11 protein-coding genes are annotated in these 13574 nt (G+C 43.9%); 5 read left to right on the top strand and 6 right to left on the bottom strand.

Annotation, left to right across the window (positions count from 1 at the left end; genetic code table 11):
* The first annotated feature begins 35 nt into the window (after positions 1 to 35).
* Together GQY27_RS13135 and GQY27_RS13130 are read left to right on the top strand one after the other, a co-directional pair.
* Entirely contained in the window at positions 36 to 2372 is a 2337-nt protein-coding gene (locus GQY27_RS13135; protein WP_160035086.1) for a ribonucleoside-diphosphate reductase subunit alpha, read from the top strand.
* 18 nt (positions 2373 to 2390) lie between these two features.
* Complete coding sequence (locus GQY27_RS13130) at positions 2391 to 3422, top strand: ribonucleotide-diphosphate reductase subunit beta (RefSeq protein ID WP_160035232.1); 1032 nt, start codon at positions 2391 to 2393, stop codon at positions 3420 to 3422.
* 104 nt (positions 3423 to 3526) lie between these two features.
* On the opposite strand, the gene fosB is transcribed toward GQY27_RS13130, so the two are convergent.
* The 6 genes from fosB to GQY27_RS13100 form a co-directional block, all read right to left on the bottom strand.
* Positions 3527 to 3946: a metallothiol transferase FosB gene (gene fosB, locus GQY27_RS13125; protein WP_160035084.1), complete on the bottom strand. Its 420-nt coding sequence runs from the start codon at positions 3944 to 3946 to the stop codon at positions 3527 to 3529.
* 140 nt (positions 3947 to 4086) lie between these two features.
* Entirely contained in the window at positions 4087 to 4644 is a 558-nt protein-coding gene (gene ssuE / locus GQY27_RS13120) for an NADPH-dependent FMN reductase (protein WP_160035082.1), read from the bottom strand.
* A 166-nt stretch (positions 4645 to 4810) separates the two neighbouring features.
* Complete coding sequence (locus GQY27_RS13115) at positions 4811 to 6478, bottom strand: NAD(P)H-hydrate dehydratase (protein WP_160035080.1); 1668 nt, start codon at positions 6476 to 6478, stop codon at positions 4811 to 4813.
* An 86-nt stretch (positions 6479 to 6564) separates the two neighbouring features.
* Positions 6565 to 7197: an NAD(P)-dependent oxidoreductase gene (locus tag GQY27_RS13110; protein WP_160035078.1), complete on the bottom strand. Its 633-nt coding sequence runs from the start codon at positions 7195 to 7197 to the stop codon at positions 6565 to 6567.
* A gap of 205 nt (positions 7198 to 7402) precedes the next feature.
* Positions 7403 to 8662 carry a threonine synthase gene (locus tag GQY27_RS13105; RefSeq protein WP_160035076.1) on the bottom strand — a complete coding sequence of 420 codons (1260 nt, stop codon included), beginning with the start codon at positions 8660 to 8662 and terminating at the stop codon, positions 7403 to 7405.
* A gap of 280 nt (positions 8663 to 8942) precedes the next feature.
* Positions 8943 to 9350: a GNAT family N-acetyltransferase gene (locus GQY27_RS13100; protein WP_160035074.1), complete on the bottom strand. Its 408-nt coding sequence runs from the start codon at positions 9348 to 9350 to the stop codon at positions 8943 to 8945.
* Positions 9351 to 9549: 199 nt separating this feature from the next.
* Here GQY27_RS13100 and GQY27_RS13095 point away from each other — a divergent pair, with 199 nt between their 5' ends.
* From GQY27_RS13095 to GQY27_RS13085, 3 genes are all read left to right on the top strand, one after another.
* The gene (locus tag GQY27_RS13095) at positions 9550 to 10458 is read left to right on the top strand and encodes a hypothetical protein (protein WP_160035072.1); all 909 of its coding nucleotides are present in this window, start codon (positions 9550 to 9552) and stop codon (positions 10456 to 10458) included.
* A 201-nt stretch (positions 10459 to 10659) separates the two neighbouring features.
* Entirely contained in the window at positions 10660 to 11811 is a 1152-nt protein-coding gene (locus GQY27_RS13090; protein ID WP_442950909.1) for a family 8 glycosyl hydrolase, read from the top strand.
* A 245-nt stretch (positions 11812 to 12056) separates the two neighbouring features.
* Positions 12057 to 12989 (top strand): metal-dependent hydrolase, encoded by a 933-nt coding sequence (locus GQY27_RS13085; RefSeq protein ID WP_160035068.1) that lies wholly within the window; start codon positions 12057 to 12059, stop codon positions 12987 to 12989.
* The last annotated feature ends 585 nt before the right edge of the window (positions 12990 to 13574 follow it).

The following is a 13574-nucleotide window of genomic DNA, read 5'->3' as shown; positions in this document are numbered from 1 at the left end:
GATGTAAATTTTGAAGAAGAAAGCGAGGGCTCTCCATGCCACAATTGGTTACCAAACCGAACAACCGTCAGCTCGAATTTGACGAAAATCGTATTTCTATTTACGCAGATCGTATCCTGGCAGATCTTCCTATGCTCGACAAAGAAAAACTCGTACGCGGTGTAAACGCAAAACTCCGCCGGGAGGAAGTTTCTGGTGAAGAAATTAGCAACGCATTCTCCATGTCTGCCCTTGAACTTGTAACCAAAGAAGAACCTAACTGGAAGTTCGCTGCAGCCCGTTCGCTGCTCACTTCTTTATATAAAAAAGCGGCAAATAATCGCAGATACAAAGCTTACACAGACAAGCCTTATGGTGCTTTTCAACCCCTGATTACCAGTATGGTCAAAAAAGGGATCTACCGCGAAGAACTGCTGGAGTGCTACACCAAAGAACAGATTGAAGATCTTGGACGCACGATTGAACCGAGAAATGATCTGTTGTTTGATTACATCGGACTGCTTACGCTGACAGAGCGTTATCTCGCACACGATTTTGATGGAAAAGTTATGGAACTTCCGCAAGAACGTTATATGGTTATCGCCATGTATCTGATGCACAAAGAACCGGAAGAAAGACGAGTTGAGCTTGTTAAAGAAGCTTACTGGGCAATGAGTAACCTGTACATGACAGCAGCAACGCCAACCTTGTCTAATGCAGGTAAAAAAGTCGCAGGACAGCTCTCCAGCTGCTTCATCGACACCGTTGACGACTCACTTGAAGGTATCTTCGACTCCAATACAGACGTAGCACGCCTAAGTAAAATGGGCGGCGGTATCGGTGTATACCTTGGTAAAGTTCGCTCTAGAGGTTCTGATATTCGGGGACACAAAAATACGAGTTCAGGTGTCATCCCTTGGATTCGCCAGCTGAACAATACAGCCGTAAGCGTTGACCAGCTGGGTACACGTAAAGGCGCTATTGCTGTGTATCTTGATGTATTCCATAAAGATATTTTAGCGTTCCTTGATCTGAAACTGAATAACGGGGACGAGCGGATGCGTGCACATGATATTTTCCACGGCATCACAATTCCTGACCTATTCATGGAACGCGTGGAACAGCGCGGAGAGTGGAATTTGTTCGACCCTCATGAAGTGAAAAAAGTGATGGGCTGGAAAGATGAAAATGGCCGTGCTCTTGGACTCGAAGACTTCTATGATGAAGAATTCGGCAAAGGTTCGTTCCGTGAAAAATATGAAGAAGCATCGAATCACCCGGAATTGTCCCGGATTACACTTCCTGCGATCGATATTATGAAACGTGTCATGAAGTCTCAGCTTGAGACAGGTACACCGTACATGTTCTATCGCGATACGGTAAACCGTGCTAACCCGAACCGTCACAAAGGGATGATCTACTCATCCAACCTGTGTACGGAAATTATGCAGAACCAATCTGCAACAGTAATCGAACAAGAAGAACTGGTAACCAAAGACGGTGAAACACGGATTGTTATTACCAAAAAACCAGGCGACTTCGTAGTATGTAATCTGAACTCCATTCATCTTGCTCGCGCTGTACCAAATAATGTGCTGGATCGTTTGATCCCTATCCAAATGCGTATGCTTGATAATGTAATTGACATCAATAACATTGAAGTACTGCAAGCACAATATACAAACAGCCAGTATCGTGCAATCGGTCTTGGTACATTCGGACTTCATCATCTGCTTGCTCTCGAAGGTATCCGCTGGGAATCGGAAGAAGCAGTCACATACAATGATAATCTATACGAAAAAATCAGCTATCTTGCCATCAAATCCAGTATGGAAATTGCCAAAGAAAAAGGAAAATATCCAAAATTCGAAGGTTCTGATTGGGAAAATGGCAATTACTTCACACAGCGCAGCTATACGGACGGAACTCGTGAAGGTAAATTTGTAACGACAGCACAGTGGAATGAACTTGCTGCTGAAGTGAAAGAACATGGTGTGCGGAATGCCTGGATGATGGCGATTGCTCCAAATGCATCGACTTCCATCATTGCTGGTTCTACTGCTAGTATCGATCCACTGTATGAACTTCTCTCTTATGAAGAGAAAACAACATACAAAATCGCGAACCCAGCACCAGATCTCTCCGAAAAAACGATCTGGTATTACAAAACGGCATTTAACTTGGATCAACATGCTTCCATCAATATGGCTTCTGCACGTCAGCGCCACATTGACCAAGCACAAAGCTTTAACCTATACGTTCGCCCTGATATCCGGGCAAAAGAATTCCTGGAACTTCACCTTCATGCATGGAAAGCGGGTATCAAATCCACTTACTACGTACGAAGCCGTGCTCTCACCATTGAGAACGAATGTGAATCTTGCGAATCTTAAGGAGGAAGTATCATGACCATGAAAGTCCAAAACATTTTTAATACAGAAGCGCCAAATAAATCAACACGTATCATTAATGGGGAAAGTTCCGGTATCCTGAACTGGAATGACATTCGGATGCCGCATATGTATAAATTGTACAAAGTACTCTTATTGAACTACTGGATCGCAGATGAGATCCCTATGTCCAAAGATGCACAGCAATTTCCACAACTTGACCCAGAAGAACAGCGTACGTTCAAAATCAACATCGGTCTGCTCGCTGTACTCGATTCCATGCAAACGATGTTTGTGGGTGACGTAAGAGAATATTTGACAGATTCCTCTCTTGAGGCGATCTCAGCAATTATTGCTCAGCAAGAAGTCGTTCACAATCAGTCCTATTCATATGTTCTTTCTTCCCTGGTTTCTTGGGATGAACAGAAAGAGATTTTTGAATACTGGAAGAATGACCCTGTGCTCTTAGAGCGCAACCGATTTATCTCAGATATCTACCAGAACTTCCGTGACGAACCGACGCCTCAATCGTTCTACGAAGCGCTCGTAGCGGATCTGATCCTAGAAGGAATCTTCTTCTACAGTACGTTTGCCTTCTTCTACAATCTTGCAAGAGATCAGAAAATGATGGGTACTTGTCAGATGATCTCTTACATTCAGCGGGATGAGAATCAGCATTGCTACTTCTTTGCTGAAGTATTCAAACAGCTGCTTGCAGACTATCCAGAACTTGATACGAAAGAAAATCGCGACTACCTCTATCGCACGATCAATCGTGCGGTTGAGCTGGAAACCAACTGGGCGCACTATACACTCAGCAAAGTTCGCGGTATCGACCTGAGAGAACTGGAAGATTACATTAAATACACAGCAAACAAACGACTGCGTCTCATGGGACTTGAGAAATTATATGATGGCGTAGATGTAAACAGTATGCCTTGGATCAAGCCTTTCTCTGATGAAGCGCTAAATGCAACAAAAACAGACTTCTTTGAAGCAAAATCCCGTAACTACGGTAAAGTCGGAGACGACAACGGATTTGACGATCTATAAGATAGCTGCTTCCTGAAAGAAGAAAGAACCCTATATGGACACTTAGTAAAGTGCCTTTATAGGGTTCTTTTCATTTCATTTACTTGTATAAAAAGCAGCCGTTCTTAGCGGTGAAACGTCATATATTTCTTATCTTCTTTATAATAATTCAAGCGCTCTTGCAGCGTACCTGTATGAAATTCAAACATATGTCCGTCTGGATCTAGAAAATAAATGGATTCTTTATCCTTCGCATCCCGTTCACGGCCCCGCAAGATTTTAGCATTCGCTTCACTAAGCTTCTGACGCAGTGGCAGCAGGTCTTCTTCATCGACCGTAAATGCAATATGTGTGTACGTCGGGGCAGTAAAGTTACGAGGGACGTCTTCCTGATTCAATGCGATCCATATACCATGTAGATCAAAGTAGGCCAATCTTCGGCCTTCCAGTACAATCTCAGCATCAAAAACGTGTTTGTAAAATGCAATTGATTTGGCAAGATCAGATACAGAAAAACAGAAATGGTTAATTCCATGAATACTCAATCGTCATTTCTCCCTCCATCACAAATTACAAGCCTATTATACCATATTTAACCAGCCTGTTATGTTGTGTTATGGCTGTTAATCCTTATTTAAAAAAGAGCCTTGCCGCTGATCCGGCTAGCTCTTCTCTATAACTCCTATTAACCTTTTACACTTTTTTGAGTTTCACGAAGCTGAATTTCTTCCTTATATTCTTGAATTCCCGTTTCGAGCCTTGCTAACAGTTCAGGGGCAATATCGAGACCGCCCTGATCATTACGAGCCACCTGAGCATCCACCGTATAAATTCCAGCGAGAATATGCCGTGCGCCAAGTACAGATAGAACAGGTTTCAAGGCATAATCGATGGTCAGCAAGTGAGCCAGACTACCGCCGATGAACAGCGGAAGAATCGTTTTCCCGGCAAGGCCGCGTTCAGGCACCAGATCAAGAAAGGTTTTCAAGACACCGGTATATGATGCCTTGTACACTGGACTTGCTACAATCACTGCATCCGCTTCAGCAACAATCCCATTGGCTTTTACAATATGTTCGCTCTCAAATTTAGTTAGAATCAGATCTTCCGCAGGGAGCTCTGCCACGTTGATACGCTCTACTTCAAAGCCTGCTTCTCTAAGTTCGCGCTCTGCATATTCAATAACCGCATTCAATCGTGAAGTTAGGGAAGGACTCCCATTAATTACTGCAATTTTAGCCATGCTTCATTCACCTCAAGGTTATCTATTTTTATTGTTACCGTGCTGTATCCTGATAAATCCTACTATTTACGTTGGTATTAGAAAATAATACCAATTATATCCCCATACTGTCAACCTAAGAACTAGAATGGTTCCCCTCTAACAATTTCTTTTCTCTCGTTCTTCTTCACAAATACTCGGTCAGGTCTCCCGCCATCATCCCTGCCGGGTGAGTACGCATCATTGCTGCGGTCTCTCCGGCTTTGCCATGCAGGTATACCCCAAATGCAGCTGCTTGTTCAGCACTGTAACCTTGAGCAAGCAGACCGGCAATAACTCCCGTCAGTGCATCTCCTGTACCGCCTGTACCCATTCCGGCATGACCGGTCATGTTAATGTACGCATTCCCTTCGGGCGTAGCAATCACGGTCCTTGATCCTTTTAGAACAAGCGTGACTCCTGTTTTCGCTGAATATGACAATGCATGATCTATTCGGTTCTGCTGAATTTCTTGGGTAGACACACCGGCAAGACGCGCCATTTCTCCTGGATGCGGGGTTAAGATAACGGGGGCTTTTCTAGATCCTATATATTTAAAAAAGTCCGAACCTGCCTCTGCCAACATATTCAGCCCATCCGCATCAATAACCATTGGCAGGTCTGTCTCTTTATAGATTTGACGCAGCCAGTCGGTATCCTCTTCAAAACGTCCCAGTCCAGGGCCAATGGCGATAACATCCCTATACTTTGCGAGCTTGATAATATTCTGGGCCGATGCCCTATTCCATGTTCCTTGCGGACCGTCTGCGGCTGCGGCAAGCATGAGCTCAGGCACCGCACCAATGACATGCGGGAGCAGCTCGGAAGGCAGCGCCCATGTAACAAGCCCAGAGCCGGATCGCAGTGCGGCCCGGCAACTGAGCAGTCCTGCGCCGCTCATCGCTAGCGTGCCTGCCACAAGCAGGACATGACCATAAGTTCCTTTATGCCCATCTTCCGCTCGTCTTTGCGTAAGATCTACTTTCAGCTTCTCTGACAGTACATCTTCCGTAAGTAAATAGACAGTTTCACGATAACGTCCTTCTGCAAGCTGAGGCGGAATCCCGACCGAACGCACCTTAATCTGCCCTGCGGCTTCTGCACCTGGAAACTGTGTAAGTCCCCGCTTTAGTAGTGCAAAACATACTGTCAGTTCTGCCCGAATATGCGGCTCATAGAGAGCCCCCGTATCCGCATGCAGTCCACTTGGAATATCTGCAGAAATAATAGGAAGCCCACTGTCATTTGCTGCCTGAATTAAAGAAGCATACGCATTTCGCGGAGCCCCGTTACTTCCCGTACCAAGCAAAGCATCAATAATCCCTGTTCCTCCAGTAAATGTTAGATCTTTCTGTTCTGTAAATAGGATAGATGGAATTCCTATGGCTTCCGCGGTGTGATACTCAAGCAGAGCCTCTTCGCTTAGTCCCTTCGGACACTCGGCAAATACAAGAGTGATTCCCACCCCAGCTTCCCATAGGTGGCGAGCAGCTACGAGCCCATCCCCGCCGTTTTTCCCTTTTCCAACTAGGATATACCAGTGTTCTGCGCACGCTTTCTCCCCTCGAATGGAAGCATCGTTACTGATCTGTCCACGTGTTCCCTTCCATCGATCAAAAGCTGCTCTTTCCTCATTAGATATAAGCGGGTTCCCATTAGTTGCCTGCTCTTTTGACTGCCGGTTCTGACAGAAATGGAGCACTTCTTCTGCAAGTGCCTTACCTGCGTTCTCCATCAGACAAACGGAGGGAACACCCCAAGATCCTATTACATGCTCGTCTAGTTCTCTCATCTGATCTGCTGTAACTACATACACACTGCTTCTCCTCCTGTCAAAATGGTATGAAAAAAAGCGAAGCACTTGTCTTCGCTTTTGTTAAGTCTTTCATCTACTAGAGACCATTAATAAGCAACCGTAAATCTTGAGCCGCTGAAATATGGGTCGTCTACTTCATCAAGAAGGGCGACCGCATAATCTTCTACAGAGATCCGACTTTGCCCATCTTCATCCACTACTAATCGGTCCGTACCAATTCGGAAATTACCTGTACGGATCCCAGGCTCAATAGTAGATGCAGGACTCAGGTAAGTCCAGTCAAGGTCTGATTCTTGATAGATTTGATAAGCATCTTGGTGCGCAATCGCAAGAGGCTTCACTTCTTCTGGGAATCCTGGTGTTTCCATAAGTGGAATTCCTTCGTCCGTCATCAAGCTTCCTGCTCCGCCAACCACGATTAGTCGCTCTACTCCACCTTTGTGTAATCCTTCTACAAGGGCACGAGCCACTTCTATCAGTTCCTGCTCTGCTCCAAACTTAGGACCGTAAGCGCTGATTACCACTTCGTGATCTTTGACCAATTCAGCAATAGAATCAGGACTCAGCAAATCACCTTCTACAATCGTAAGCAGATCGTGTTTTTCATTAAGTTTAAATCGATTGCGAACAACCGCCGTTACCTCATGTTTTCGTCTCAAAGCTTCTTGCAAGATCGCTTGTCCAATGGTACCTGATGCACCAAATATAATTAACTTCATTATTCATTCCCCATTTCATTAGTAAATTCCCTGTACAGTTCTTTCACACTATGTATTAATCCATTTAACCAACAATTAAAACGGTATGTCCCATTATAAAGAAGATTCATCAAAAATCCAAAGTTCACTATTTTCTCATTAAAAAAGAACCATCTCTATTCTTTGTGAAATAGAAAGATAGTCCTCACTTAATCTATGAACTCCATTATCCTTTAATGATAGATGGAGCCTGCTCCTTAATAGTATAGGATGTCAAGACCTTCTCTGGATTCAGCAACATCTCTTCGTTACTTGGGATTCTTGGGTACTTCAGTCCTGATCCGGTATTCAGCACCACCACTTTTTCTTCCTCTTCAATCCAGCCATTGGACCGAAGCACTCGTGCAGCAGCAAAGGCAGCAGCTCCTTCCGGGCATAGAAAACTCCCTTCCATTCTCGTAACCCGTTCCTGCTCTTTCAATATCTCGTCTTCCGTTACAGAGATGGCAACCCCGCCTGTTTGATAGATTGCATCCAGCACAAGGAAATCTCCTATGGTCTTAGGAACATGAATGCCAAAAGCTTCCGTACTAGACTGCTCCCAAAACATAGATTCGGTCTGCTGATTCTCCCACGCTTTCACAATAGGGGCACAACCTTCAGACTGAACAGCAACGAGCCTTGGCAGCGGACCTGATATCCAGTCAATCTCCTGTAGTTCTTGCAGTGCTTTATGAATTCCAATGAGTCCTGTGCCAGTACCCGTAGGATAAAGGATTACATCTGGCACCTCGAAATTCATTTGTTCAATAATCTCAAAACCCATCGTCTTTTTACCTTCAATCCGATAAGGTTCCTTTAGCGCTGAAGTATCATATATTCCTTCACGCTTCACTTTGTCTGCTACAATTCTCCCTGCATCGCTTATGATACCCTTTATCAGCAGAAGTTCGGCTCCTGCAGCGATACACTCATCCCGAGTAATGGGCGGTGCTTGAGCCGGCATTACTACCGAAGAGTTCAACCCTCCGCGTGCAGCATATAATGACCAAGTTGCTCCAGCATTTCCGTTAGAAGGAATTACAAATCGTTGTATGCCCAGTTCCTTTGCCTTTGAGATTCCTACAGCGGCTCCTCTCGCCTTATAAGATCCGCTTGGCATAAGACTTTCATCTTTCATATAAAGTTTTGGAATCGACATATCCATACCGAGACTTGGCATACGCAGCAGCGGTGTCATACCTTCACCAAGACAAACAATATGCTGCGGCTGCTGTACGGGCAGCAGTTCGTGATATCTCCATAAATTCTTTTCTCTGTCTTTTAACGAGGCAGGGTTCCAATCCTTACTCAGATTTTCTAAATCATAGCGGGCTAATAGCGGAGAACCGCAGAAACATACCTGCTGTACCTCAGTTGAATGGTAGATACGTTCGCATTTCGGACATTCCAGATGACTTAAATAGCTGTAATTATCCCTAACCATGAACATAGCCTCCTCCCATTTTGCGACCAAGATATGCTAGCAACATCCCCTTTTTGATAATAAAAAAACCTCCTTGCTGTTTCTGAACATCTCCGTCAGAATTCAAAGGGGTCCCTTATTCTTTTTATGTTGATATCTCTGTATATTCATCAAATAGCTTATGTTTATAGCTTATGTTTATTTCCATGATCCGCTCTTTGAGCGAATTTTCTACCCCTCCATTTTTTCATATTTGCGCAATTTTGTCAAATAGTGTATTTGGCACTTTTCACTAGAGTTCCTAATCTATGCTCTGTTTGAACCACATACCAAGTGAGCCTGGAGCAGCATCTGCAAAACCAAACTGTTGATACAATAGGTCTGCTGGCTTATCCGCGATAAGAGATACTATACCTCCAGCAGGAACTTGTTTATCTATATAGCATTTAATCTCTTTCATAATTTTTTTCCCGTATCCTTGCCCTTGTTTATCTGGATGAACAGCAATATCACATACTAAAAACTGTAATCCGCCATCCCCGACGACTCTGCCCATCCCCATTAATCTTTCACCCTCCATTAAACTGACAGCAAATAAAGTAGAAGGCAGCCCCTTTTTAGCACCTTCCCTACTCATGTTACTTAGCCCAGCAGCACGGCGTAGATTCAAATAGGACTCTATCGAAGGAATTTCATGGGTTACCAACATTCGTGTCCACCTCTTTTCTGAGAGTCTATTCATTCCTGATATTGTAAATGATTTGTGCGTTAAATGAAAACGTGCGTTCCTTTTTGGGTAATGGAAAACAATGCTTATCCAGATCTATGGGATATGACTTGAAAACCTAGTTTTCATATGCAATAGTGAAAGAAGTAAAGAATGTACGGAAGGAGGAAGAAGCCTGAACATGCTAGCAGGTATCAATACATTTCCGTTATCAGTACCTACAATTGCCCTCATTGCCTTTTTTATAGTTCTGCTGTTGTGGTTATACATATATCATGCTTCAACGCTGAAACAGAACAAATATAGGCGAGTAGATGAGTTGCAAGACACACTCTATGCCTATTCTCGTTTGGCCGGCCAAATCACACTTGGCTTACAGCGCGAAGGCCTGCCGGGGGAACCTTTCCATGGCGCCCTTATCCTCGCTCTTCAGGAAAGTAAATCAGCGCCCTGTTTAAACCCTCATGTGCAAGAACAGATTCAAGCTTGTCTTAATGAAAGAGATGAATCCAGACTGGAACTGCTACAGCGTAGACTTGACCGTGAAATGGCTAAGCTTGCAGCAGAACGAAATCAGCTTTTGTCTATACTGCATTCGCCTAGCTGGGGACAAGCTCTATGGCAGATTGTACAACCTTTATTCGCTCCTCTTGCGGCAACTGGAATTGCGTTTTTAGTCTACCAGTTTATTGTGGAAATCGATTCGGCTATCACACCATCGGTATATGATTGGATTGTCATCTCAGCTAGATTCGCTTCCGGGCTCATCACTACAGCGTATATCTACATTCTCGCTTTGTCCAAACCTCGAACAGATGCAGGTTTTACAAATATTATGTTATCGATTCTTATTATTCTCGCCGCATTGTTTCACTTGATCGGACTTTCTGCAGCTCCCTATGTGCTTGGGGTTCAGCTTCTTTTATTCCTGCTCGGATTTAGACTCAGTAAGCCCCCTTCACGTAAGGAACGGCCCTATGTAGGTCATCCCGATTTGATGACGAATCGCCCAGTGATCCATCATGCAGAGGTCCTAGCAATAGAAGAAGCAAAAAAAGATCAAGACTTGGTAAAAGATAAGGATAGGTAAGACCTTGATAGCAATCGAAGTTAAATTTAAAAGAATCCTTCCCCTATATGGAACTAGGGCAAGGATTCTTTTTTTATTATAGAGATAGATAACCTAGAATCCTCTTTATTTTTCCATTTATCCCAAATAAATTAAGTTGTGAGTTATGATGGTTTAGTACAATATCATAATCTTGTAGGAGGCCTGGTAAGATTGTCAACAATCAATAGGCAAGGTGCTTTTTTCACGGGTCAATATCGAAATTTGCTGCAAGCGTACAATTATGCTCTTCCTGAGATTGAAGATCGAATCCAAACTTGCTGGAGGCAGTTGTTTGGGGATTCACCAGATACTCGGATCTATTATGAAGCTGAAGAGGATATGGGCTACTTACTGGATACGGGTAACTTAGATGTCCGGACAGAAGGAATGTCATACGGCATGATGATGGCTGTTCAGATGGACAGGCAGGATATATTTGATAGATTATGGCGCTATACCATGAAGTATATGTTTATTACAGAAGGGCCCAACGCTGGATACTTCGCGTGGTCCTGTCTTCCGGATGGATCGCCGAATTCAAATGGTCCTGCTCCAGATGGAGAAGAGTTCTTCGCACTCGCTCTTTTCTTCGCTTCACATCGCTGGGGAGATAAGGATGAAGCCCCTTTTAATTATGGACAGCAAGCACGAGATCTGCTGCATACCTGCATTCATAAAGGTGAAAAAGATGGTTACGGTTCTCCCATGTGGAATCCTGATAACAAATTAATTAAGTTTGTACCGAACTGTGAATTTACAGATCCGTCGTACCATCTTCCCCATTTCTATGAGCTTTTTGCGGAGTGGGCCAATCCGGAAGATCGCTTATTTTGGAAAGAAGCAGCTGTGGCTAGCCGAAAGTATCTACCTACTGCTTGTCATCCAGAAACCGGGCTTGCTCCTGAATACTCCTATTACGATGGAACGCCAAACAACGAGCGTGGCTATGGACACTTTTTTAGTGATTCTTACCGTGTCGCAGCAAATCTTGGAGTACATGCGGAATGGTTTGGAAGCGATTCTGAATTAAGCAAGATTGCAGAACGAATATTAACTTTTTTCTCAGACAAAAATCCAGATGATTATCGGCGATATACAGTGGCAGGAGTGCCGTTTGAAGAGAAGTCACTTCATCCTGTGGGCTTAATCGCTACGAATGCAGTAGCAGCCTTAGCCGCTCCTAACCATGAACACGCAAGGGCCGCTGTTGATCTATTCTGGCAAACTCCGATTCGTACGGGAGATAGACGTTACTACGACAACTGCTTATATCTATTCGCTCTGCTTGCTCTCAGCGGGCGTTACCGGATTTGGCTGCCGAAGAATGAGTAGCAGGAAGCGGCATATTAGGCGAAGAGCGTAGGTAATTAATTCACATGAATTCAGATGAATTCATCATTAATTTAATAGTTAACCCCCATTCATATGGTTTTAAGAATCAAGGTTATTGCTATAGAGTGATGAAGCCAAATAAGATCCTGCCTATTTTACTGAAGTAGGCAAGGATCTTTTTATATGAGCTTTTTAAGAGGTTCCATTGTTATATAGGTATCTTATAAAAAGGAGTGACCCTTACCTTGGATGCACATCTCTATTTATTTTTCCATATTCTATCCCACGCCCTTCTAGGGGCTGCTATCTTCTACATCTTGCTTCCGGAAGGAACATGGGTACAGCGTATTGCCTCCGTATTCATAGGTGGACTGAGTGGTATTGCTCCCGACTTACTTGGTGGACGGGATTCACAACCATGGACACATTCTTTGTTATTTGCTCCGCTCGTTGTGCTATGGATCGCACTCATCGCTAAACTTTTACTTAGAAAAGTTTCTTTCTGGCGTTGGTGGGGAGCTTCTACAGCTTCGGCCATCGGAGGGCATTTGTTTCTAGATTATATGGGACACGATATCCCGTTACTTTATCCTTTTAGTGACAAGCTGTTGATCATGGAGGCACTGACGTTAGGTGATCCGTGGGTGTGGTTTCCGTTAGCAGCAGGACTGCTTCTAGCCATTTGCCTAAAGCGCAAAACCAAATTCCCTGTACTTTTGGCTGTTATTTTTGTCCTTCTTTATTGCGTTTATAAAATCATAGTAAAAAGTATCATTTATCAAGAAGTAGAAGCACGATACCCGGTGGGAGAGATATCTTATATTACCGTAACACCCAATACATATTATGAGTTCCCCATCGATCCAAGAACATGGCTGAAATTTAAATATAGAACAATTAGTTCTCACCATTCTCAAATGGGAGAAGCGGGATATTGGGGAGAGAAGCTAGGCAGTTCAGATTGGCACCACTTCTACCCAGAAAAACAGGAAGTTATATTTCTTCGAGGTGAATATACATTAAAACTGCGTAACAACGATGAAGATCCATTTCTTATTGTTGTATCCAAGGAATGGGTAGAAGACGGATATCATTATATTGAGGGAACTTTCGATGACAAAACTTATCTATACAAGGAGATAACCCCTGGTAAATGGGATGAGGTGGAGCAAAACTAATTGAAAAGCCGTTCACCCACAAGTAACATTGATCATTGCCATTCACTCACATAAAAAAAGGCAGCTATTCACTAGCCTGCCTCCCCTCTCTCCTTTATGACTCGCTGTTTACCCCAAGGAAACAGCGACGTCCATTACCCCTACCACAGGGAGGAAGCTTTGACCTTTGTCTCCCTACACAAACGTAACTCTAGGGAATAAGATCATTCCGAGATCATAGCAACTTTTGGCTTTGGCTGGACCATTTACTTCTCCGAGTCTACTTACGTCCAGCCAAAACAAGCGGAGCATGAGCACGGAAAGATCGTTTCCCGCCTCCTCCAAGTAACATTGATCATTGCCATTCTTACTCACATAAAAAAAGGCAGCTATTCACTAGCCTGCCTCCCCTCTCTCCTTTATGACTCGCTGTTTACCCCAAGGAAACAGCGACGTCCTTTACCCCTCCCACACATGGGGAGGAAGCTCTGCCCTTTTTCTTCCTACACAAACGTAACTCTAGGGAATAAGATCATTCCGAGATCATAGCAACTTTTGGCTTTGGCTGGACCATTTACTTCTCCGAGTCTACTTACGTCCAGCCAA

This window comes from Paenibacillus sp. An7 (assembly GCF_009870785.1).
Lineage (GTDB): Bacteria > Bacillota > Bacilli > Paenibacillales > Paenibacillaceae > Paenibacillus.
This window is presented reverse-complemented; position numbering and strand designations above follow the sequence as displayed.